The sequence below is a fragment of the Faecalibacterium longum genome (genome assembly GCF_040094125.1).
In the GTDB taxonomy this organism is placed as follows: domain Bacteria; phylum Bacillota; class Clostridia; order Oscillospirales; family Ruminococcaceae; genus Faecalibacterium; species Faecalibacterium longum.
The window spans coordinates 1-23,383 of the sequence record NZ_JBBNIH010000149.1 but is presented as its reverse complement, the minus strand read 5'-3'; the positions used below and the strand labels follow the sequence as shown (position 1 = coordinate 23,383).

21 protein-coding genes are annotated in these 23,383 nt (G+C 58.7%); 4 read left to right on the top strand and 17 right to left on the bottom strand.

Annotated elements, in window-relative coordinates; all coding sequences use genetic code 11:
- From AAAU26_RS09295 to AAAU26_RS09280, 4 genes are all read right to left on the bottom strand, one after another.
- Positions 1–196 (bottom strand): hypothetical protein (locus AAAU26_RS09295; RefSeq protein ID WP_349181028.1); only part of this gene is annotated, 196 nt, incomplete at its 3' end.
- A gap of 84 nt (positions 197–280) precedes the next feature.
- Complete coding sequence (locus tag AAAU26_RS09290; RefSeq protein WP_149793663.1) at positions 281–1,600, bottom strand: ArsB/NhaD family transporter; 1,320 nt, start codon at positions 1,598–1,600, stop codon at positions 281–283.
- Entirely contained in the window at positions 1,597–2,331 is a 735-nt protein-coding gene (locus AAAU26_RS09285; RefSeq protein WP_149793662.1) for a response regulator transcription factor, read from the bottom strand. The genes AAAU26_RS09290 and AAAU26_RS09285 overlap by 4 nt, the downstream gene beginning before the upstream one ends.
- A complete protein-coding gene (locus AAAU26_RS09280) occupies positions 2,321–3,397 on the bottom strand; it encodes a sensor histidine kinase (protein ID WP_158396317.1) in 1,077 nt (358 codons plus the stop codon). The genes AAAU26_RS09285 and AAAU26_RS09280 overlap by 11 nt, the downstream gene beginning before the upstream one ends.
- 172 nt (positions 3,398–3,569) lie before the next feature.
- Between AAAU26_RS09280 and AAAU26_RS09275 the strand changes: the two genes are divergently transcribed.
- Both AAAU26_RS09275 and AAAU26_RS09270 read left to right on the top strand, forming a co-directional pair.
- Complete coding sequence (locus AAAU26_RS09275) at positions 3,570–4,592, top strand: threonine aldolase family protein (protein WP_227618676.1); 1,023 nt, start codon at positions 3,570–3,572, stop codon at positions 4,590–4,592.
- Positions 4,593–4,694: 102 nt separating this feature from the next.
- Positions 4,695–5,213 (top strand): PTS sugar transporter subunit IIA, encoded by a 519-nt coding sequence (locus tag AAAU26_RS09270; RefSeq protein ID WP_227618677.1) that lies wholly within the window; start codon positions 4,695–4,697, stop codon positions 5,211–5,213.
- A gap of 47 nt (positions 5,214–5,260) precedes the next feature.
- On the opposite strand, the gene AAAU26_RS09265 is transcribed toward AAAU26_RS09270, so the two are convergent.
- The 5 genes from AAAU26_RS09265 to AAAU26_RS09245 all read right to left on the bottom strand — a co-directional run bounded on the left by AAAU26_RS09265 (position 5,261) and on the right by AAAU26_RS09245 (position 11,450).
- A complete protein-coding gene (locus tag AAAU26_RS09265) occupies positions 5,261–5,902 on the bottom strand; it encodes a YczE/YyaS/YitT family protein (protein ID WP_158396311.1) in 642 nt (213 codons plus the stop codon).
- Between the two features lie 94 nt (positions 5,903–5,996).
- Entirely contained in the window at positions 5,997–6,932 is a 936-nt protein-coding gene (locus tag AAAU26_RS09260) for a GTP-binding protein (protein WP_227618678.1), read from the bottom strand.
- A 129-nt stretch (positions 6,933–7,061) separates the two neighbouring features.
- A complete protein-coding gene (locus AAAU26_RS09255) occupies positions 7,062–7,634 on the bottom strand; it encodes a carbonic anhydrase (protein WP_227618679.1) in 573 nt (190 codons plus the stop codon).
- Positions 7,635–7,726: 92 nt separating this feature from the next.
- Positions 7,727–9,064 (bottom strand): CitMHS family transporter, encoded by a 1,338-nt coding sequence (locus AAAU26_RS09250; RefSeq protein WP_227618680.1) that lies wholly within the window; start codon positions 9,062–9,064, stop codon positions 7,727–7,729.
- A gap of 232 nt (positions 9,065–9,296) precedes the next feature.
- Positions 9,297–11,450: an ATP-binding protein gene (locus AAAU26_RS09245; protein WP_227618681.1), complete on the bottom strand. Its 2,154-nt coding sequence runs from the start codon at positions 11,448–11,450 to the stop codon at positions 9,297–9,299.
- A 108-nt stretch (positions 11,451–11,558) separates the two neighbouring features.
- On the opposite strand from AAAU26_RS09245, the gene AAAU26_RS09240 reads away from it, so the two are divergent.
- Entirely contained in the window at positions 11,559–12,251 is a 693-nt protein-coding gene (locus tag AAAU26_RS09240) for a response regulator transcription factor (RefSeq protein WP_149793652.1), read from the top strand.
- Positions 12,252–12,485: 234 nt separating this feature from the next.
- On the opposite strand, the gene citF is transcribed toward AAAU26_RS09240, so the two are convergent.
- The 6 genes from citF to AAAU26_RS09210 all read right to left on the bottom strand — a co-directional run bounded on the left by citF (position 12,486) and on the right by AAAU26_RS09210 (position 20,159).
- Entirely contained in the window at positions 12,486–14,054 is a 1,569-nt protein-coding gene (gene citF / locus AAAU26_RS09235; protein ID WP_227618682.1) for a citrate lyase subunit alpha, read from the bottom strand.
- Positions 14,055–14,056: 2 nt separating this feature from the next.
- Positions 14,057–14,959: an aldolase/citrate lyase family protein gene (locus tag AAAU26_RS09230; protein WP_158400153.1), complete on the bottom strand. Its 903-nt coding sequence runs from the start codon at positions 14,957–14,959 to the stop codon at positions 14,057–14,059.
- A complete protein-coding gene (citD, locus tag AAAU26_RS09225; RefSeq protein ID WP_158396300.1) occupies positions 14,956–15,255 on the bottom strand; it encodes a citrate lyase acyl carrier protein in 300 nt (99 codons plus the stop codon). Before citD ends, AAAU26_RS09230 begins: the two co-directional genes overlap by 4 nt.
- A 334-nt stretch (positions 15,256–15,589) precedes the next feature.
- Positions 15,590–17,860, bottom strand: coding sequence for a hydratase (locus tag AAAU26_RS09220; RefSeq protein ID WP_227618683.1), 2,271 nt, complete (start codon positions 17,858–17,860; stop codon positions 15,590–15,592).
- Positions 17,861–17,956: 96 nt separating this feature from the next.
- A complete protein-coding gene (locus AAAU26_RS09215; RefSeq protein ID WP_227618684.1) occupies positions 17,957–19,270 on the bottom strand; it encodes an SLC13 family permease in 1,314 nt (437 codons plus the stop codon).
- A gap of 31 nt (positions 19,271–19,301) precedes the next feature.
- On the bottom strand, positions 19,302–20,159 hold the full coding sequence (locus AAAU26_RS09210; RefSeq protein ID WP_158396295.1) for a DUF6282 family protein: 858 nt from the start codon (positions 20,157–20,159) through the stop codon (positions 19,302–19,304).
- 176 nt (positions 20,160–20,335) lie between these two features.
- Here AAAU26_RS09210 and AAAU26_RS09205 point away from each other — a divergent pair, with 176 nt between their 5' ends.
- Positions 20,336–21,298, top strand: coding sequence for a LysR family transcriptional regulator (locus AAAU26_RS09205; protein WP_207676934.1), 963 nt, complete (start codon positions 20,336–20,338; stop codon positions 21,296–21,298).
- Positions 21,299–21,311: 13 nt separating this feature from the next.
- On the opposite strand, the gene AAAU26_RS09200 is transcribed toward AAAU26_RS09205, so the two are convergent.
- The gene (locus AAAU26_RS09200; protein WP_207676933.1) at positions 21,312–22,181 is read right to left on the bottom strand and encodes a YitT family protein; all 870 of its coding nucleotides are present in this window, start codon (positions 22,179–22,181) and stop codon (positions 21,312–21,314) included.
- A gap of 186 nt (positions 22,182–22,367) precedes the next feature.
- A complete protein-coding gene (locus AAAU26_RS09195) occupies positions 22,368–23,237 on the bottom strand; it encodes a phosphoribosylaminoimidazolesuccinocarboxamide synthase (protein WP_149793646.1) in 870 nt (289 codons plus the stop codon).
- Between the last annotated feature and the right edge of the window lie 146 nt (positions 23,238–23,383).

The window sequence follows — 23,383 nt, the reverse complement described above, 5'->3', positions numbered from 1 at the left end:
AGTTGCCCCGATTAGAACCTGAATCTAACGCGTCTGCCAATTCCGCCATATCCGCATATTCTGTTTTGTTCGCTGCCATTCGGCTCGGAACGATAGTTATTATACCACGGAAAGCGGGAAAGTCAAGCGTTTTTTCAAAAAAGTTTTTGCATTCTTTTCCGCATATTTTATCTTGCGTCCCTGCGCGCAAAAACACAGGCATCTGCCCCGGTGATGCCTACTGCCGGGGCAGATGTCTGCCAGACCACGCTTCTTATTTTGCAGTTTTTCCTGAATTTTCTCAGATGCCCCAGAACAGCCAGAGGCTCCCCGCCCCCACGAGGACCGCTGCCAACGTGAACGGCACACCGATGCGCAGGAAGTCCCGGGTACGAACAGTCTCACCGTTCTTGCGGAGAATACCGATGGCCGCGATGTTGGCTGACGCGCCGATGGGGGTCAGGTTGCCGCCCAGCGTCGCGCCGGTAAGCAGACCGAAGTAGAACAGCTCCGGCTCAATGCCCGCGCCGCCGTTCATGAGGGCGGCGACGCCCTGCACCACCGGCAGCATAGCCGCCACATAGGGGATGTTGTCGATGAAGGCCGACAGCCCCACCGACGCAGCCACCAGCAGCAGATAAAGATGCAGCGGCTCGTCTCCGGCTGCGGAGTGGAACAGCTGCGCCGCCGCGTCGATGACTCCCGCCCTGCTCACTCCTTCCAGCAGAATAAAGAGGCTGAAGAGCAGCAGCAGGGTGTCATAGTCCAGCGCCCGGAACGTCTCGGCCAGCGGCTTCAGGGAGCGGCTGCGCCAGCAGGCGCGGGCGGCACCGAAGAGGCACAGCCCCATGCAGACGAGCCCGCTGCGCAAGGTATAGAGCAGATGCAGCACGCCGCCAGAAGGCTCAGGCAGGAAGGACGCCGCGATGAGCAAACCTACCGTCAGCAGGAGAAGCGCCGTGGGGACGTCGTCCTCCACCTCCGTTTCCACCGTGACATGGACGGGCTGGCGCTGGTCCCGGAACAGCCAGAACAGCACCCCCAGCGAGGCCAGCGCTCCCAGTTCCACGCTCCAAAAGATGCCGGGCCGACCCTCCATCCAGAAGAAATCGAAGAAATTCATCCCCGCAAAGCCGCCCAGCAGGATGCTCGTGGTGTCCCCCACCAGCGTTGCCGCGCCCTGTAAATTGGACGACACCGCAATGGCGATGAGCACCGGCACCGGCGACAGTTTCAGCCGCCGGGCGATGGCAAGCCCTACCGGAGCCACCATCAGCACGGTGGCCACATTGTCCACAAAGGCACTGATGAACCCCGCCAGCAAAGCCAGCACCGACACAGCCCACCGGACATCCGGCACATGGGCAATGAGCTCTTCGGCCAGCCGGGCGGGCATCTTGCTCTGGATAAAAAGAAAGACCGTACCCATCATTCCCGCCATCATCAGCAGGACATTGAAGTCTACGGCCCGGGCGGCGTCCGCCAGCGTGAAATCATACACGCCCAGCTTTCCCAGCAGCAGGAACGCCCCGGCCCCGCCCAGCGCGACCCAGGGGCGGTACTGCTGCACCGCCAGCATCAAAATATAAAACAGGACAAACAGGCTCAGCGCCAGTGTCATTTCGTCTCCTCCGCAGGTTCCAGAGGCTTTGCGTCTTCTTCTATCATCCGATAGCCGACGCCAAGCTCGTTGAGGATATAAGTATTGCTGCCCGGGCGGCTGCCCAGCTTTTTGCGGATATTGGCCATATTCACCTGCAGCTTCTTGGTGCTGCTGGCGTCCGTGTCGCCCCAGATGGCCCGGACGATGGCCGCATAGGTCATCACGCGCCCGGCGTGCTCGGACAGGAAAGCCACGATGTTGTATTCCGTCTGGGTCAGGCGCACCTCCTGCCCGTCCACGAACACCTTGCGGCGCTCGTAGTTGATGGTGAGGCCCTGTGCGCTGAACACCCCGCCGGGCAGACTCCCGCCGCCATAGCGGTTCACCCGCAGCGCAGCCCGCACCCGGGCCAGCAGCTCACCGGTGCCGAAGGGCTTGGTGATATAGTCGTTGGCACCGAGGTCGAGGGCCTCGATCTTATCCTGCTCGGTGGTGCGTGCCGACAGGACGATGATGGGAGTCAGATACTTCTGCCGAATGGAGCGGATCGCGTCCAGACCGTCCCGGTCGGGCAGGCCGAGGTCCAGGATGACGAGGTCCGGGTTATAGGAGATGAACATGGTCATGCCCATCACGCAGGTCTGGGCTACCAGCGCCTGATAGCCGTTGGTCTCCAGCAGGGTCTGGATGAAGCTGCAGATGTTCGCCTCATCCTCGATGATAAGTACCTTGAATTTATTATTGCTCATCCTCTGTTTCCTCCGTATCCACTTCTTCGGTCTCCAGCCAGAACCGGATGGTCGTACCCTCGCCGGGCGTGCTCTCGGCCTTTATCTCGCCGCCGTGGGCTTTGATGATGGCCGCGCATACCGACAGCCCGATGCCCATGCCGTGCTTGCCGCCCGACGAGGTATCCTGCGTCAGGGTCGTGCCGGTGAAGAGGGTCTTGAGCCGCTCTTTCGGGATGCCGCAGCCGTTGTCAATGACTTCAAACACTGCCCGCTGCCCCAGCGTGAACACCCGCAGCGTCAGGCAGGTCATCCCCTTGGCGTGGAGCACCGCGTTTTCCAAAAGGTTCGTCAGCACCTGCTGGATGAGCATGGAGTCCATCGGGATAACGATGAAGTCATCCGGAAGCTTTACTTCCACCGGTACGCCGGGGTGGAGCTTCTGGAACCGCACCAGCACCGTATCCACCAGCTCTTCCAGCACGGTGGGCGTCTTCTGGATGGCGACGCCGTCGGCGTCGATGCGGGTGACGGAGAGCAGATTCTCCACCATCCGGTTGAGCCACTGGGCGTCGGCACAGGCCTCGGAAAGGAGCTTTATCTTCTGCTCCCGGCCCAGCGAGTCGTAGTTGTCGATGACCGTAGAGCAGGCCCCGTAGATGGACGTCAGCGGAGTGCGCAGGTCGTGGGAGACAGCCCGCAGGAGGTTGGCCCGCATCTTCTCTGTCTCGCTCTCCATCCGCAGCTGCTCCTGCTTTTTGATGCGGGTGGTCAGGGTACTCGTCATAAAGGAGACCACCAGCATCACCACGCCGGAAAAGATGTTCTCCGGGATGGTGAAGTTGAAGGCAAAGTAGGGCGTGCGGAACGCGAAGTTGACCGCCAGCACGCTGATGACAGAACCGGCCACGCCCCACCAGTAGCCGTCGGTGTACATGGAAACAAAAAACACCGCCAGCAGGAACACCATCGAGGCCACACCGTCGATGCGGCCGCTGATGAACTGGATGAGCGTCACACAGGCGAACGCCCCGATGAGCGCCGCCAAAAGTACCCAGACGTCCTTTTTCCGGAGCATCTGCTTCATTTGCTGTCCCTCCCGATCTATATTCGGTTATACTGTAAAAGTATACCACAAATAAATTAAAGATACAGCAAAGGGTGGACATTTTTCCGTGGTTCCAAAGGGTTGACAAAAGTGCGTTTCTGGCTCACAATAGAATCATCTTCTTTATCGTAATAAAGGAAAGGGAAAGAATATGCTGTATTTTGAGAACGACTACTGCGAGGGTGCGCATCCCGCCATCCTGCAGAAGCTGACGGAAACGAACTTCGAGAAGGTGTCCGGCTACGGCACCGACCCCTACTGCGCCAGCGCAAAAGAGAAGATACGCGCCGCCTGCGCCTGCCCCGAGGCAGACGTCTTCTTCATCTCCGGCGGCACCCAGGCCAACTCCATCGTCATCGCCTCCATGCTCCGCCGCTGGGAGGGCGTCATCGCCGCCGCCACCGGCCATGTGGCCGGTCATGAGGCGGGTGCCATCGAGTTCACCGGCCACAAGGTCATCGGCCTGCCCCAGAAGAACGGCAAGCTGGATGCCGCCACGGTGGAGGATTTCTGCAAGACCTTCTACGCCGACTCGAACCACGACCACATGGTCTTCCCCGGCATGGTGTATATCTCCCACCCCACCGAGTACGGCACCCTGTACAGCAAGGCTGAGCTCGAGGCCCTGTCCGCCGTCTGCCACACCTACCATATGCCCCTCTTCGTGGACGGCGCACGTCTGGGTTATGCGCTGGTGAGCGAAGGCACCGATGTGACCCTGGCCGACCTCGCCAGGCTCACCGACGTCTTTTACATCGGCGGCACCAAGGTGGGCGCACTCTGCGGCGAGGCCGTGGTTTTCCCCCACGGCGCACCGGCCCACTTCATGACCATGGTCAAGCAGCAGGGCGCTCTGCTGGCCAAGGGCCGCCTGATGGGCATCCAGTTCGACGTTCTCTTCACCGACGACCTCTACACCCGCATCAGCCGCAATGCCATCGAGACGGCCAACGCCCTCAAGAAGGGCCTCGCCGCCAAGGGCTACCGCTTCTTTATGGACTCCCCCACCAACCAGCTCTTCGTCGTGCTGGAAAACACCCAGCTGGCCGCGCTGGAAGGCAAGGCAAAGTTCGGCTTCTGGGAGAAGTTCGACGACAGCCACACCGTCGTCCGCATCGCCACCAGCTGGGCCACTAAGATGGAAGAGATCGAGCAGCTCATCGCTCTGATGTAACTGCCAAAACTTTTCCCTCCATTTTATGCGAAACGCCGGTTGCTTTTGGGGCGTCAGTATGCTATCTTTGAAAGAAACATGAGTGGAAGGAAGGTTTTCTCTATGGGCTTTTTGGACAGGCTCTTCGGCGGCAGGGCAAAGACTGCGGAAGAGACGCGGTTCTCCGGTGAAAAGATGGTCGTCAAAGCCCCCATGGACGGCATCGTTCTCCCGCTGGAACAGCTCCCGGACGAGACGTTCGCCGCAGCCATCCTCGGCCCGGGCTGCGGCATCGAACCCACCGGCGGCACGGTCTACGCTCCCTTCGACGGGAAGGTCACTTCCATCGTCCCCACCCTCCACGCTATGGGGCTGGAAAGCACCGAGGGCATCGAGCTGCTCATCCACATCGGGATGGACACCATCGCCCTGCGGGGCAGCAGCTTCACCCCGCTGGTCAGGGAAGGACAGGCCGTCAAAGCCGGAACGCCCCTGCTGAACGTGGACCTCGACGCCATCCGCGCCGCCGGGCTCTCCACCGAGAGCGCCGTCATCGTGACCAACGCCGACGACCTGCCAAAGCTCCATATCATCGCGGGCGGCATCGTCTCCACCGGCACGCCGCTGTTCAAATTCGAGTAAGATACAAAAAAGACATCTGCCGCCGGCAGATGTCTTTTTCGTTATGCTCATGCTTTTTCGGGCTTATACTGCAGAACCCGCTCGGAGACGAGGCCGTTGAAGAACTGGATGAAGGGTCCGAGGCAGAACGCGCAGATGAGGGTGCCCAGACCCACGAGACCGCCCAGGAGCCAGCAGAGCAGGGCGCAGAAGGCGTCGGTGAAGACGCGGCATCCGAAGTACTGGAAGTGCGTGTAGTCCCGCAGACCCAGCGAGAGGTAATCGTAGGGCGCGATGCCGAGGTCAGCCGTCTGGTAGAGGGACGCGCCCAGCGCCGTCACAAGGACGGCCAGCACCACCCACACCAGCTGTTCCGGCAGGGACGCTGCCGGGCCGAAGGCCGCGGCAATGGGGTCGTAGAAGAAGGTTATGATGAACCCCATGCCGATGCCGTTGACGAAGGTGCCAAGGCCGATGTACTTGCGCCCGAACCAGAATTCCAGCGCAAAGAAGAGGATGTTGGTGGCGACGTTCTGCACGCCCAGCGAGATGCCCAGCAGCTCGGCGAGGCGCATATTCAGCGCGCTGATGGAGTCGTTGCCAAGATGGGACTGCTTGAAGAGGGCGATGCCCAGACCAATAATGACAATACCCACCACCATACCCACGATGCGGCGGGTGGTCGGCTTTTGGGTGGTCGAAATGCTCATGAAACGGCCTCCTGATTTATTTTTCTCTATTATAACGCTGCAGGAGGGTCGGCGCAATCAATATTGCACAATTATCTGTTCCATTGTGGAAAACTCATTGTCTCAAGTCTTCTTCCAGCCGGGCCTTGTCCAGCCCCTCGCCGATGACGATGAGCACCTGCTGTCCCTGCGGGATGGGGGCTGCCGTCAGACCGGCGGCGGCAGCATTCAGCTCATACCACTGGCCATCATCCTCCACGAAGCCTTTCACACGGAGGACATTTCCGCAGGCTGGGTCGGTGAAGAGGGACGGGATGTTCTTTTCCAGCTGAGCACGGGGCAGACCCAGCTCGAGGAAGTAGGCCGAGGTGAAAGCATCATGCGCGTCGAAGTGGAGCTTTTCGCAGCTGGCCTGCCGGCAGCCGCACTTTGCGATGCGGGCCATATCGTCGCCGGTCAAATCGGCCCAGTCCTTTGCAATGATCTCCTCCGGGCCGAACTTCCGGGAGCACTTGCAGGCTTCCAGCGCACAGGCCAGATGGGCTTCTGCCCCCTGCTTCTGCGCGTCAGAGGCCAGCTGACAGCGGCTCAGGAGGACACTGCCCGCCCATGCACTCTCGGAAGCGAGGATATATTCTGCCTGCGGGGAAAGTTCTTCCGGCAGAAGAGCATCCACGATGGCGATGACATTGCCCAGCTGATACCAGCGGTCCAGAGGCTCGTCCCGCAGCACGTCGAAGAACTCGTCCACGTCAAAGATGCCGCTGGGCTCCACGATGACCCGCTCAAAGCCCCGCATGGCCATGGAGATGAGCTTTGTCCGCATCCGGCGCTGGTGGGTGTCGCAGTCGCAGCCGCCGCTGATGGTCTCCAGCTCCACGCCCTGCGCCTCGAGGTCCTGCAGGAGCATGGCGTCCACGTTCACCGCGCCGAAGTCGTTTTCCAGCACACAGACTTTGACGCCCTGCCCGGCCCACCATGCCGCGTATCTGCGCAGGAAGGTGGTCTTCCCTGCCCCGAGAAATCCTGTGATAAGGTCTACCTGAACCATTGTCCTGTCCTCCTGTTGTATCAGCTTTTTCAGCGTTAGTATAAACTGACAGCCGTCGATTGTCAAACACAGGAAACGGCCCTTTCCCGGTCTGGGAAAGGGCCGTTCCGCCGCAATGCTGGGAGTTCCTTACAGGAATTCGACGCTGCCGTCCTCGATGTGGTACATCGCACCGACGACCCGCAGGCCCGTTTCCTCCTCGATGTTATGGATGCACAGGCTCTTTTCGATCTCCTGCACACTGTGCCGGACATTGAGACAGCTGGCCTTGTAGGGGTCCGTTTCATCCCCGATGGCCTTCTTTATCTCGTCTGTGATGTAGCGGATATAGCCGGAGGACTCGTGGTTGATGGCGGCATCCACTGCACCGCAGTGGGTGTGGCCCAGCACCACCACCAGCCGACAGCCCAGATGGCCGGCCGCGTACTCGATGCTGCCCAGCTGGTGGTCGTCGATGACGTTGCCCGCCAGCCGGATGACGAACAGCTCACCGATGCCCGCCGAGAAGATGTTCTCCGGGATGACCCGGGAATCCGAACAGGTGACGATGATGGCGTAGGGCGACTGGCCCTTCGCCCAGGTGGACATCCGGATACGGCGGGAAATATCGCCGCTCCCGTTTTCCGCGTTCAGATATTTCAGATTGCCCGCCGCCAGCTTGTAGATGGCATCGGCCGCGGTGCAGACTGGGGTCTCACGCATTGCAGCAGCCTCCTTGGAAAAAAGTGGTAAAAAGTATCCTGCAAAAATGCCCGACCGTCCAACGAAGGGCAGCCGGGCGGGAGCTCAGTTTATCAGAAGTGGATGACGCCGAGGATCAGACCAGCGACGAGGCAGACGATGGAAACACCCCACTGCCAGCCGAAGCAGTACTTGATGTGGTCCTTGATCTCGACACCGGCCAGACCGATGCCCAGATAGGTAGCGGGAGCCACCGGGCTGATGAAGGTAGCGCAGTTGCGGCAGACGACCATTGCGATGGCGATGTGAGCCGGGTTGACGCCGAACTGGTTGCCAACGCTGACCAGAACGGGCAGCAGGCCGTAGAAGTAGGAGTCGGTATCGAACAGCAGAGCCAGAGGCACACTCAGGATGCCGATGATGATGGGCAGGAAACGGCCCAGAGAGGTCGGGATGAAGCTTGCCATGACGACTGCCATCTTCTCCATGATGCCGCTCTTGCTCAGGACACCGAGGAAGACACCGGCGCACAGGATGGTGGAAGCCATGCTCAGGCCAGCGGAAGCGTGGCTCTTGATGATGGAGCTGTGCAGCTTCTTGCCGCGGTAGTTGACCAGAATGCCCAGAGCGCAGCCGACCATGAAGACGTAGTAAGAGGGGAAGATGTCCAGAACCAGCACGATGATGACGGCCAGAGTCAGGATGACGTTGAAGATGAAGTTCTGGGGACGAGCCAGAGCCTCATCCTTCTTGCCGTCGTCGGAGTCGTCGTACTTGCCGGCGTCCTCAGCAACGATGGCATCGCCGAGCTTTGCGATGCGCTTCTTCTCCTGCAGGCCCCAGAAGATGGCGGTGCCGACAGCCAGCACCAGGCCGACGATCTGCATGGGCATGAGCTGGAACCACAGGTCGTTGGGTTCCATCTCGATGACGCTTGCAGCGCGCATGGTGGGGCCGCCCCAGGGCATTAGGTTCATGACGCCCATTGCGGTGACGCAGATGAGCAGCAGGGTCTCACGGCGCATGTGCAGGCGCTTGTAGACGGGCAGCATGGCGGGGATGGTGATGAGGAAGGTGGAAGCGCCGCCGCCGTCCAGATGGCCGATGATGGCGATGAGGCAGGTCATCAGAGCAACGCCGACGACGTTGTTGCCGACCTTCTTCATCAGCGCACCGATGATCTTGTCGAACATGCCTGCATCGGTCATGACGCCGAAGAACAGGACGGAGAAGATGAACAGGACAGCCGTACCGTGGACGCCCTTGACGCCCTCCTTGATAAAGCCAGCCATTTCATCCAGGGTGAAAGCACCGGTAGCCACCAGAATGGCTGCGGTGATGGTCGAGACGCTGACGAATGCCAGTGCAGGGACCGTGACATTGCGCAGCAGCAGGACGATGACCGCAATCACCGTTGCAAAGCCGAGCAGAGCGAGGATCGTATCACTCATGGGTTTGTACTTCCTTTCCTTTTTTCATTTGCCGGGGATGCATTCCGTTTTATCCTCCGGAATCATTCCCGTTCGTTATGGTTCCAGTATACAGACTCAAACTTACAGCCCAAAGCCCTTCTCGTTACGGTTTGTTAAGAAATTCCTTAATATCCTGTAAGATTGTGTATGGAAGGTTGGATACAATAGAGTGCAACACAAAAGGCGTCCTTTCGGACGCCTTTTGCGTTGTTTATTCTTTCCGGCTGTTCCGTATCTGGGCCAGCAGCGTAGACGCCGACACCGGTTTTACCACATAGCCGTCGATGACGCCGTGGCTGCGGGCGTCCACGATCTCCCTTGTGGGGGCATTGGTCATCACGATGCGGGTCATGCCCGGGTAGCGGCCCCGGATTGCCATGCAGAAATCCACGCCGCTGCTGCTCATCAGGCTCTCGTCGATGGCAAGGACGTCGAAGGGCTGCTGCTCCAGCAGCTGGCGCAGCTCGCCCCGGCGGGAGCAGGTGGACACGCTCAGGCCCAGCGCACTGAGGTCTTTGTCCAGCAGGTCGAGGACCTTGTTGTTGTCGTCCGCCGCAAGAATGCGCAGCTTGCTGTCCACGCCCCACTGCAGCTGTTCGCGCTCCTGCTGCTGTTCCAGCACTGGCAGATAGACATAGAAGGTCGTGCCTCTGCCGATGGTGCTCTCCGCCCGGATACGGCCCCGGTGGGTGCGGATGATCTGGTCAGCCAGGGCAAGGCCGAGGCCGGTGCCTTCGCCGGTCTTCTTTGTGGTGAAGAAGGGCTCGAAGATGTGCTGCATCGTCTCCTTGTCCATGCCGCAGCCGGTGTCGGTGACGCTCAGGCAGACGTAGCTCGACCATTCCTCGGAAATCTTCTCTTCCGGGAAGAGCGCCGCCAGCTCACTGCGCGGCACGACACTGCCCCGGATGGTCAGCTTTCCGCCCTCGGTGCCGATGGCGTGGATGGCGTTGATGCTGATGTTCAGCAGCACCTGCTGCAGCTGGGTCGCATTGCCCAGAACGCATTCGCCGCTGAGCTCATTTTCTTCCTTCAGCTCCACGTTCTTCGGGCAGTTCGTCTCCACCAGCTTCCGGGTTCGATGGAGCAGTCCCTCCACCGACACGGCGTCGTAGACCGTCTCCACGTTTTTCCGGTTCATGGAGGAAATTTGTTTCACGACCTCCTGTGCCTTCTGCGCTGCCTCGCTGATCTCCATCGCGTTGTCATAGATCTCGCTGCCCGGGTCGGCGTCGGCCATAATGAGGTCGGCATAGCCGGTGATGGGGGTCAGGAAGTTATTGAACTCATGGGCGATGCCGCCGGTGAGGGTCCCCATCATCTGCAGCCGCTGGCCGTGGGCCAGCGACTCTTCGCTGCGGTGGAGCTCTTCGAGGGTCTGGTTCAGGGTCTTCAGATTGCTGATCTCGGTCGCGCTGCGGCGGTCACGCTCCTGCAGCCGGAACATCTGGAACATGAAGAGCACCAGCACCAGCGCCACGCCGCCGAAGATGAGGACCACCTTCACGAAGCTCTGCTGTACCGGCTCGTAGAAATCGTCGTAGTCCACCACGGCGCTGACGATCCAGAAGCTACCCCCCACGTCCAGATGACGAAAGGCGCTTATCTTATGCACCCGGGGCAGATCCGGGTCGGCCCACCAGTAGGAGTAGTAGTCCAGTGTGCCGAATTCCTCTTTCTGCTGAGCGCGCAGCAGCTCACTCAGACTGCTCATGTCCAGTTCCTTCCCCTGATAGATGCGCTGGCGGCCCTCCACGACTTTGATGCCCCACTGAACGGCTTCGGGGTGCATGACCACAAGGTTATCGTCATTCTTTATCATGATGTAGCCGTTCCTGCCGACATGGATCTCCGAGATGAGCTGCTGATACATGACCGTGGAGTCCACCACGAGGCAGGCTGTCTCATTCCCGACCTTCTTCTTCATCACAAGATAGTGCTCGCCGCCGCTGTGGTACTGCCAGTAGGAGATGTCCTCCGTCCGGGTGATGAGGACATCGCAGACGGCGCTGAGGCCGTAGCAGCTGTAGATGACCTCGCCGCTGCTGTTTTCCAGCCAGACGTCCCGGATGGTATCGCTCCGGGCCACCGTGGGGCGGAACGCTTTGCTGGCCTCCGCTTTTCCGGCGATGGAGTCCAGCCGGTCGGCGTATTCTTCCAGCAGAACGCGGATGCTGTCGGCGGTGCTCTGCACCACCAGCTCCATCTGCTGGGTCTGGCTGTCCATCATGGCGGTGCGGTAGTCCTTCCACACCATACCCACCACGACAGCCAGTGCGGCTACCGTGACGACGCCGATGGCCAGCGGCGCCCACAGGGTGCGCAGCGTCTGGAACCATGTCTTTTTCGGGGCGTTCTCCTTCATATCGAGTCCTCCTTTGGGGCGGTCTTGCTCTTCCTGTCTAAAAATGTTATAATTTTATTTATCATAATTGAAACAAATTTTCCGGTCAGAAAAGTGCAGGGAGTTATCATGTCGTATCATGTTCTTATTGTAGACGACGATCCAGCAATTTGCAAACTTTTATCGAAAGTTATGATAAGCAATGAGATGGACCCTCTCGTCGTCAACAGCGGCGCGGCGGCGCTGGACCTCATCGCGCGGCAGAGCAGCACGCTGGATATGATCCTGATGGACATCACGCTGGGCGACATGGAGGGATTCGATGTCATCCAGACCATCCGGCGCAACGGCGTCACTACACCGGTCATCATCATCAGCGGCCGCAACGAGGACTACGATTTCATGTACGGCCTCTCGCTGGGCGCCGACGACTATGTCACCAAGCCCTTCCGTCCCCAGATTCTGGGCGCAAAGGTCAAGGCCCTCATCCGCCGCAGCAAGAGCTTCTCGCAGGAGAACAACCAGCAGATCAGCTGCGGGCCTTTCCTCTGCGACACCACCACCATGCGCTTTTATAAAAACAATGTAGAGCTGAACCTCTCCGAGAAAGAGCGCAGCCTGCTGCTGCTCTTCGTGCGCCACCCGCAGCAGGTGTTCACCAAGGACATGATCTACGAGCAGATATGGGGCAACCTCATCGCTGTGGACGACAACGCCATCATGGTCTACATCAACCGCCTGCGCAGCAAGATCGAGGACAACGCCCGCACGCCCCAGCACATCATCACCATCCGCGGCGTCGGCTATCGGTTCGTGCCGTAAATAAGCGTTTCGCTTCCCCACAACAAAAGAAGGTCCGCTTCCTGCGCGCGGTGCAGGGAGCGGACCTTTGGTTTTATGCCGGTATAAAACACAAAACCTTGAAAAAGGAGAATCGCATGAAGTTTGTGTGCATATTTAGCCGCAAAAGCGGGGGTGAGAAGAGCGAAGGAATCTCCGTGAATCCATTCCGAAGCGTGGTTGGCAAGCCACATTCCCGCTTTTACGCTATATCACTCAATCTTCGCGGAAAGAGAAAGGCTTGACTTCGCGGACGACGTCCATGACAGTGCCGTCGCGGGCCTCGATGATGCCCACGATGCGGTCACCGAACTGGACCTTCTCAGGCTCGCCGACGATGGAGTAGGCGATGTCGCGCAGCTCCTCGATGGTCTTCAGAGGCACGCAGTCAGCGTCCTGCAGGGCCTTCAGCAGGTCAGGACGCTTGGGGTTGACGGCCACGCCGTAGTCGGTAACGACGATGTCTACGCTCTCGCCCGGGGTAGTGACGGTGGTCACGTCGGTGCAGATGGCCGGGATGCGGCCCTGCAGCAGAGGAGCGATGACGATGGTGCACTTTGCACCCTGTGCGGTATCGGGATGGCCGCCCTGTGCGCCGGTGATGATGCCATCGGAGCCGACGACGACGTTGCAGTTGAAGTGGGTATCCACTTCCAGAGAGGCCAGGATGACGTAATCCAGCTTGTTGACGAAAGCGCCCTTGTTCATCGGGCTTGCGTACTCGCCAGCAGAGATGGGGAAGTGGTTGGGGTTGGAAGTGACGTTGTTGACAGCGTCCAGGTCGAAGTCCTGCGTATCGACCAGCTTGCGGGCCAGACCGCGGTCAAGCAGCTCGCACATGGGCTTGGTCAGACCACCGACGCCCAGACCCATATGGATGTTCTTCTCCTCCATGATCTTGCTCAGGGAGATGGTGGAGGCGATGGATGCGCCGCCGACACCGGTCTGATAAGAGAAGCCGTCCTTGAAGTAGGGGGTGTTTGCAACGACCTGAGTGCAGTACTCTGCCATCAGGATCTTGCGCTGGTCGGTAGTGGGCTTTGCAGCGCCGGTAGCGATCTTCTCGGGGATGCCGATCTGGTCCACGACGCAGACGTAATCCACCTTGGTCTGGTTGATCTCTGCGGGGTAGTTGGGGTAGTCCACGAGGCAATCGGTGACAGCGACGACATAGTCAGCCATCTCAGCGTCCACGTAAGCATAGCTCAGGACACCGCAGTTGGTCTTGCCGCCCATACCGGAGCAGTTGCCGTACTCGTCGCAGGAGGGTGCGCCGATGAAGGCGATGTCCACATGGGTCTCGCCGGTCTCAATGGCGCGGACACGGCCGCCGTGGCTGCGCATGGTAGCCAGACCCTTCAGCTTGCCGTGGGAGATGGCATCGCCGATCTTGCCGCGGACGCCGGAGGACTCGATGTTGACGATGGTGCCGTCCTCGATCATGGGGACGAGGGCGTCATGAGCCTTGCCCAGAGAGCTTGCGCTCAGGGTGATGTTCTTGAAGCCCATCTTGTGGATCTCTTCCATGACCATGCAAACCACGAGGTCGCCCTCGCGGAAGTGGTGGTGGAAGGAGACGGTCATGCCGTCGTGGGCATTGCACTTGACGAGGGCCTCGTGGATGTCCTTGACCATCTTGTCGTGGTCATTGCGCATCACGGGAGTGACCTTCGGGCTGGCCTTCTGGAAAGCCTTGCCGTCTTTATAATTGTTGCCCTGGAAGACCTCTTTGCCGGTGCGCTCGAGGATCTCTTCGGGAATTTCTCTGCCGACTGCGTTCAACATAATTACAAATCCCCCTTATACACGCCGGATGCCTTTGCCAGATCGATGGTGCGCTTTGCACCGTCGTAGAAGGCGATGTCGATCATCTTGCCGTCAACGGTGAAGACGCCGATGCCCAGTGCCTTCTTGGAGTCGATCTCCTTGACGACCTTCTCAGCGAAGATGATGTCCTTCTGGGTGGGAGTAAAGATCTCGTGGACGATGGGGATCTGACGGGGGTTGATGATGGACTTGCCGTCAAAGCCCATCAGGTGGATGTTCTCGACGTCCTTGCGGAAGCCGTCCATATCCTTCAGGTCGGTGAAGACGGTGTCGAAGCACTGCACGCCTGCTGCGCGGGCTGCAATGATCATCTGCTGGCGGGCACCCATCAGCTCAATGCCGGTGCCGGTGATGTGGGTCTGCAGGTCCTTGGTGTAGTCGCCGCCGGACAGTGCGATGCCGAACAGGCGCTCATCGCTCTCGCAGATCTCCAGAGCGTTCATGACGCCGCGGGCAGACTCCAGAGCGGCGATGATGAGGACTTCGCCCTCAGGACGGCCATAGGTCTTCTCGTCCTCGGCGATGGCAGCAGCCACGCGGTGGACATCCTCGGCGTGCTCGGTCTTGGGGATGCGGATGGAATCGCAGCCGCCGGCCACGCAGGCACGGATGTCTTCACGCCAGTAGGGAGTGTCCAGACCGTTGATACGGACGACCCGCTCTGCGCCGCGGTAATCCACGGTCTTCAGGGCGTGATACAGGCTGAAACGGGCGACATCCTTCTGGTTCTCGGCGACAGCGTCCTCCAGGTCCAGCATCAGGGAGTCAGCCTTATAGATGTAAGGGTCCTTGATGAGGCCGGGCTTCTGCGCATTCAGGAACATCATCGTGCGGCGCAGGCGCTTCTTGTTCGGATTATTCATCGAATGGCACCTCCCCAAGGCAGATTCTCATACTGGTCAACAGAGCGGAACACCGCGCCCTCGATGCGGGCCTTCAGGGTACAGTCCAGTGCGCCCTTGTCCACGATGGTGATGCGGACGTTGTCGATGTCCAGATTCTTCAGGGTCTCCAGTGCGACCTTGCGCAGCTGGTTGCCGTACTGATGGATGACGGAGCTTTCGAGGGAGAAATCGATCTTACCCTCACCCGGCTCGACGGTCACCATGCAGTCGCTGGATTCCAGAGTGCCAGCCGTGGCTGCTTTCTTGATCTCCATGCTTTTTTCCTCCTTGGCAGGTGGTTTCTTCAATCGTTATACCGTACTTGCGGGGCAGCGCCTCACTGCGCCGCTCCTGATGGTTCTATCATAATCGGACAATCTTACAAAAGGCATAGCGTCAGTCTTAATATTCGTTAAGAATCGCCAAAAATTTCTCTTGTACACAAGACATATTCCATTTTGGCATAGTTTCCGAGCCACCACAATGCCGATCCACCGTTCCCCGGTTTCGGAGAGCAGCAGACCGACTCTGAAACTATGATACCTTAAGACCAGACGTTTGTAAAATCGTCAGATCCAATCTTGAACCATTCTCTGGGAGAATGGTTGCTTACTGGTTGTTCCGATAGTAGTTGATGAGGCAGCCGTCGGCGATGATCTGACGCTCCGGCTCGGTGAGGGCACCGGTGGAGACCGGGAAGGCGGTCACGGTGCCGTCCGGTTTGACGGCGTAAGCAGTAAAGCTGGCCTTGTTCTCGAGAACGGCCTCACGGATACCGGGCACAAAGATGTAATCGCCCAGTTCAAACACCTCGGGGTTCTCTACGAGGAAGGGCGTCATGCCCCAGTTGATGCAGTTGGAGCGGTAACGCTTGGTGGCGTACTGCTTGGCAAAGTTCGCGGATGCACCCATGACACGCTGGCAGGAAGCGGCCTGCTCACGGGCGGAACCGTCGCCGGGCATATTGGCGAAGATGGTGGAGCCGATGTCGGTGTGGGCGGGATCGTTCTTCACACCAGCCTTAGTCAGGGCAGCATAGACGTTCAGGACTTCCTCGGGCAGGGCCTTGCCCGCCTCGCGGTCGCGCTCGATCTGGCGCATGACCTTGCTACGAGAGACGTACTGGGGATCGCGGCGGCTCAGAGCGAACTCCGACAGACGTTCGGGGTTGGAGCGATAGGAAGAAGTCTCACCGGAGGGGATCAGCTCGTCGGTGGTGGTGACGGGGTCGGTGATGTAGGAGCAGACCTTGACCAGCAGATCGTCGGTCAGGGCAGGCATCTCGGGCCAGTCCTTGATGTTCGGGCCGAAGCGCAGCTCGGCATCCGGTTCGGCATGGCCCCAGCCGTTGTAAACGCGCTTCTCGTACAGGGAGGCGTTGTAGTGGTACTCAGGGTTCGTATACTCCACGTCCAGATCGGTGGCAGCGGTCAGCTTGCCGCCGTTGGCTGCGGTGGCGGCGATGGAACGTGCGTCCATCAGTGCCACGCTGGACATCTGACCCTCGCCCGGCTTGGAACCCTCGCGGTTCGGGAAGTTGCGGGTGGTGTGGCGGATGGAGAACTCGCCGTTGGCCGGGCAGTCGCCTGCACCGAAGCAGGGGCCGCAGAAGCACTCGCGCATGATGGCACCGGCGTTGACCAGGTCGCTTGCGCGGCCATTCTTGAGCAGTTCGCTCAGGGCGGGCATAGAACCCGGATAGATGCTCAGGGTGAAGGCACCGTTGCCGCAGCTCTGACCCCGCAGGATGTCGGCAGCGGCGCAGATGTTGTCGAAGGTGCCGCCGGCGCAGCCAGCGATCTCGCCCTGATCGACCCAGATGGCACCATCGTGAAACTTGCTGTCCAGATTCATCTTGGCACCCTTGATCTGCTTGTTGGCCTCTTCCTGTACAGCGTGCAGGATGTCGGCAGCGTTGGCCTGCAGCTCGTGGATGGTGTAGGTGTTGGAGGGGTGCATCGGCATAGCGATGGTGGACTCAATGGTGCTCAGGTCGATGTAGACGCAGCCATCGTAGTAGGCCACCTCCGCAGGCTGTAGCTTCTTGAAGTCCTGCGGACGGCCGTGGATAGTGTAGTAACGCTGGGTCTCCTCATCTGTGACCCAGATGGAGGACCAGCAGGTGGTCTCGGTGGTCATGACGTCGATGGCGTTGCGATACTCGATGGGCAGGCCGGCAATGCCGGGGCCGACGAACTCCATGACCTTGTTCTTGACATAGCCCTTCTTATAGACGGCACCGCAGATGCTCAGAGCCACGTCGTGGGGACCGATGCCCGGGCGGGGCTTGCCGGTCAGGTAGATGGCGATGACCTGCGGACGAGCGAAGTCATAGGTGCGGCCCAGAAGCTGCTTGGCCAGCTCGCCGCCGCCCTCGCCGACCGCCATGGTACCCAGTGCACCGTAGCGGGTGTGGGAGTCGGAGCCGAGGATCATCTTTCCGCCGCCGGCCATGGTCTCACGGTTGTAGCTGTGGATGTTGGCCATGTTGGTAGGGACGTAGATGCCGCCGTATTTATGAGCGGCGGACAGGGCGAATTTGTGGTCGTCCTCGTTGATGGTGCCGCCGACAGCGCAGAGGCTGTTGTGGCAGTTGGTCAGGACGTATGGCAGCGGGAACTGCTTCATGCCGGAAGCGCGGGCCGTCTGGATGATGCCGACATAGGTAATGTCGTGGCTGGTCATCGAGTCGAACTTCAGTTGCAGCTGGTCGGGGTCACCGCTCTTGTTGTGGGCCTGCAGGATACCGTAGGCCATAGTGCCTTTCTCAGCTTCCTTTGCGTCTACGGTGCGGCCGGTCTTCTGGGCCACTTCCTCAGGACAGGAGCAGATGGTCTCGCCGTTTACGAGGTAGATCCCGTTATCGTATAATTTCAGCATGGTGCTCTCCTTTTTTCACACATTTGCGTTCTTATACTCTCTCAAAAAGGCACTCCGGAAAAGGGGAGCCTCCCCTCCCCGGAGTGAATCAGACTTTTACAGAACCATAGAAACGATGAGGTTGAATATAGCTGCAACACCGATGCTGATAGGCGTTGCGACGAACAGCAGACGGTTGAACAGGCTGCTGCGCTCTTCCTCATTGCCACAGGAACCCAGAATCAGGGAACCGCCGGAAGAGAAGGGGCTGATTGCACTGCTCTGCGCGCCGAGAACCGTGCAGGTGAACAGATTGACCGCGCCCAGACCCGTCGTTGCGGACAGACCGGGGATCAGCGGGAACAGAGCCGGGCAGACAACACCGGTGGTAGAGCTGAAGAAGCTCATGACTGCGCCGACCAGACTGAATGCGATCGGAACCAGGAAGGTCGGAACGTTGCTGCCGATCCAGTTGGACAGCAGGTCAATGGTTCCAGCCTCAACTGCAACGGCGATCAGCATACCAGCTCCGGCGATCATCAGGATAGTATTCCAAGGAACACGAGCGATGATCTCCTTCTGCGGAGCAAGCTTCATCAGCAGCGCAATGACAGCGAAGACGAATGCGACCAAGCCGACGTCGATCTTTCCTGCAACCAGCTTGATGACCGCATTGCCGGGGATCAGCAGCTTGAGCAGCGGGAAAACCAGAACGACTGCCATCATCGCGACCATGAGATAGAGCGTCTGCTTCTGTGCGGTGGTGTATGCTTCCGGTTTTTCAAACTTGACATCTTTGCCGATGTTGCGGTTTGCAGGCAGTGCAAAACGGAAAATCGTAATGAGGATCAGAGAGAACAGGACTGCCAGACCGAACATTTTCAGGCAGGTCACGAAAGAATCAATGGCTTCCAGTTCGGGAGCTGCCTCATAGGAGCTGTCCATCAGACCACGGAAGATAACGCCAAGCGCAGCCGTCGGGAAATCACCGCCCGCCAATGCGCCGCAGTTGATGGCGACTGCACCGGTCAGCTTGTCCATCTTGGACTCTTCGCAGATGAGCAGCGTGATGGGAGCGAGGAATGCCAGAACCGTGAAGTACGCTGCACCCATGACCGACAGGATGACAGCAACGGCGAACAGTGCATATGGCAGCATTCCCGGGAATTTACGGCAGGCATACAGCAGCGAGCGGGAAATCTTTTCCAGTGTGCCATTGGCTGCTGCAACATTATAGAACAACGAAACGGAGATGATGACGAACATCGTGTTCGTCGGCCAGAATGCAATCAGAGCTTTCGGCTTGAGATCCAGCCAGAAACAGCCGATAAAATATGCAAATACAATGCAGAAGAAACCCGTATTGATCTTGGTTTTATAGCCAAGAAAGACTGCCAGTGCGATGGCAGCGATAATAACAGCACTTTGCATGGAACATCCTCCTTATTCCACTTCTTCGGCGTTACTCGATGCCGAGCAAGCCTGCCGCAATGGTATGCGACATGTAGTAAATCTGGTCGTCCGGCACACCATGATCCGACAGATATTGGAGATACTGCTGCATTGCGATCTCCCAGTGAGGATTCTCGGTCTGACCGCCGTCTGTGCTGATGAGCACGTTCTTATAGCCGACCTCACGGATGACCTCGAGGTTTTCGGGCAGATTGCTCTTGTACTTGCCGCCGCCCATGTTCTGTGCATAGCAGCGTTCCAGCAGAACATCGTAATCCTTGACGATCCGTTTCTGGTCTTCGATGCTCATGTCGACGACCCACCATTCCGGATGGGTGACGACCAGCTTCTTGACACCGGCAGCGCGGGCTGCATCGCAGACGATGAAGCTCTCTTCGGGGGAAATATGCGCCGTGCCGAGTACTGCGTCATAATCCTTGACCAGCTGGAAGATGTCCTTCATCTCGGGAACAATTTTTCCATTCTCGGTCACCTTCACGCCATCGTCCGGGTTCTTGCCGAACTTTGCCAGATGGTTCTGGGCGTGCTGGGTCGGCAGCCAGACCACTTTGGCTCCCAGCTTCAGCGCGACCTCGACCGCCGCCGGATTCAGGCCGCCGACCGGATGGTTCAGGGTGATGCTGCCGAACATGGTAAAGTCGTTGTCGCCATGGACGATCTTGTTATAACGGTTGCACAGATAAGCCCGATCCATCGTTGTACCCTGATGGGTCTTGATGACAATGGCTCTTGCGCCCACCTTGACCGCGGCATCCGTCAGCTCCAGATCGTCATACGCTCTCAGTCGAAGATCCGGATTGGTGTGGACGTGCATATCAATAACGCCCTTCATTGGATATACGCTCATGTTTTACCTCTTTTCCATCATGATCCTGTACAAAAGAATCCTCATCTGCAGTTGAAGTTCTGGTGATTTTAGTATATAATCATTTCTGTGATTGGAAAAGTCCTGTTTTTATAATAGCCCCTATAGGCAAAACCGATAGAAAAAAAGAAATTTCTGTCGTTTTTGGAGGAATTGTCATGGATCTCCGCGAACTATACTATCTGAACGCCCTTGCCGAAGAGCAAAGCATCTCGAAAGCCGCCGAGCGGCTGTACATCGCGCAGGCCAGCCTGAGCCAATTCCTGCGCCAGTTCGAGGCGCAGCTTGGCTCCCCCATCTTCGTGCGCACCAACAAGGGTATCCGCCCCACCCCTTCCGGCAAGGTTTTTCTGAGTCACGCTAAGCACATCTTAAAAGAGTACCAGCAGGCCCAGCAGGAGTTCTGGGACAACGAGAACACCGTCGGCGGCACCGTGTTCTTCGGGGTCAGCTCCTTCCGCGGCAGCTATGTCATCCCGCCCATCCTGAAAAAATTCTACGACCAGAACCCTCGGGCTACCATCAACATCTACGAGGGCAACAGCATGAATCTGGTGGAGAAGATCCGGGAGGGCGAGCTGGACCTTGCGCTCTCCGCCTACCCCATCGTCAGCACCGAGGGCATCCAGATGGAATACCTCTACCGGGACGAGGTGCTGCTGGTCGCCACCAAAGACCACCCGATCTTACAGCAGGCCCACATGGACGAGACCGGGCGGCTCCGCGTCTCGATGGAGGAAGTCACCCGCCATGAGTGCATCCTCAGCGGCAAGGATACCATGCTGGGTCACCTGATCCGAAGTGCGTTCGAAGCCTACGGCCTGCGACTGAAATCGAAGCACGACAACATCACCGCCGCATTTGCCGCATCCATGGCACGGGTTGGCCTTGCTCTGGCTTTCACCTACCGCTCCTGCATCGTCGAAGAGCCGGATGTCGTCTATCTCTCGCTGGGATCGCAGGGGCTTTACCTCCGGCTGGCCCTGCTCTCCCCCACCACCGACTACCGCTCCAAGGCGACGCTGGCCCTGACCAAGCTGCTCCGCGAAGAGCTGAGTGGCAAAAACGCAGATAAAAAGACACCCTCGCCGTCCAATCAGATCAACGAAGGTGCCCTGTAAGGTTCGATTCTGTTTATGCGTGATTGAAGCCCTTGCCGAACACCTCGGTGGTGCTGAGCATCGAGATAAAGGCGTTGAGGTTTTCCTTATGGATAAATGCCTGCAACTGCAATGCCTCGCGGTGGGTGAGGGTCGTATAGATCATGTAGTGGGGCCGGTCGGTGTAGGCACCGTAGCAGGGCGTATAGGTCGCACCGCGCACCAGCTTGCGCATGACGAAGTCGCAGATGGGGTCTTTGTCGTCGCAGATGATGAGAATGGCCTTGCACATCTTCATCTGCTCGAGGACGGCATCGACGACGAGGCTCTTGACCGTCAGACCCACGAAAGAGTAGAGAGCGGTGTAGAGGTCGAAGACGAAGCAGGCTGCCAGCACCATGGCGAGGTCGGTGATAAAAAGCGCCTCGCCGGTGTTCTTCATATGGGCGTATTTTTTCAGGATGAGGGCGACGACATCGGTGCCGCCGGAAGACGCGCCCACGTTGAAGAGCAGAGCCGACGCAATGGCGGGCAGGGCGATGGCGAAGACCAGGTCCAGCATGGGCTGGTCGGACAGGGGGCCGCTGAGGGGAACATATTTTTCAAAAAGGGCCAGCTCTGCCGTCATGACGACGGTAGCCCATCCGGTGCTGATGGCAAAATCCTTGCCGAGGAATATCCAGCCCAGAATGAGCAGGAGGATATTGGCGCAGGATGAAAAAGCTGAGGCCGACAGAGGCGTAAGCTTTGCCACAAGGGCCGCGCCGCCGGTCACGCCGCCGAAGACGAAGTTGTTGGGGAATTTGAAGAAGTATACGCCGATGGTCATGATGCTGATACTCAGGGTGATGATAACGTATCGACTGACGATCTGCAAGGTCTTTTCCCGCGTGCTGATCTCCATTTGACTGTTTCCTTTCGCCGTCCGCGCGGCACTCTCTTCTCACACAAAGGGCCGTTTCTCTGCCCATTACTTGTGTTATTGTAACACTGCCCACTGCGCCGTTCAAGAGGAAAAACTTTTCCGCACAAAAACCGCCCGCTTCGTTTTCCACAAAGCGGGCGGCAGCTGTTGAATTTATGGAAGTGCTTACAGCTTCTTGCCGGTCAGCATCTCGTAGGCTTCCTCATACTTGGCGATGGTCTTGTCGATGACGTCCTGCGGCAGGTCATAATCACTGTCGGGGTTGGCCAGCAGCCAGTTGCGGACGAACTGCTTATCAAAGGAGGGCTGACCGTGGCCGGCCTCGTAGCCCTCCAGCGGCCAGAAGCGGGAAGAATCGGGGGTCAGCATCTCGTCGCCGAGGATGACGTTGCCCTCCTCATCCAGACCGAACTCAAACTTGGTGTCGGCGATGATGATGCCGCGGGAGAGGGCATACTCAGCGCACTTCTTATACAGAGCGATGGTGTAGTCACGCAGCTTGGTGGCGTACTCCTCACCCTTGCCGGGGAACAGCTTTTCCAGCACGTCGATGCTCTGCTCGTAGGAGATGTTCTCGTCGTGGTCGCCGATCTCAGCCTTGGTGGAGGGGGTGTAGATGGGCTCGGGCAGCTTCTCGGACTCCTTCAGGCCCTCGGGCAGCTGGATGCCGCAGACCTTGCCGGTCTTCTGGTAGCTGGCCCAGCCGCTTCCGGTGATGTAGCCGCGGACGATGCACTCGACGGGCAGCATGGTCAGCTTGCGGCACATCATGCTGCGGCCCTCGTACTGGGGCTGCTGGAAGAACTCGGGCATCTCCTTCACGTCCACGCTCAGCATATGGTTGGGCAGCAGGTCGCGAGTGTAGTCGAACCAGAACTTGCTCATCTGGGTCAGCACTTTGCCCTTGTTGGTGACTTTATTCTTTAAGATAACATCGAATGCAGAGATGCGGTCGGTGGCGACCATGATGAGGCTGTCGCCGTTGTCGTAGATCTCGCGGACCTTGCCTTCCTTGATGGGCTTGAACTCAGTCATAGCAAAACTCTCCATTTCCCTTATTCCGTAGGTATCTTTCAGCGTAGGAACAACCTCTCAGTCTCGCTATCGCTCGACAGCTCCCCTAGCGAGGGGAGCCTCTGGCGAAGAGATAAAGCTTTACGGAATGCCAAAGCCTCCCCTCG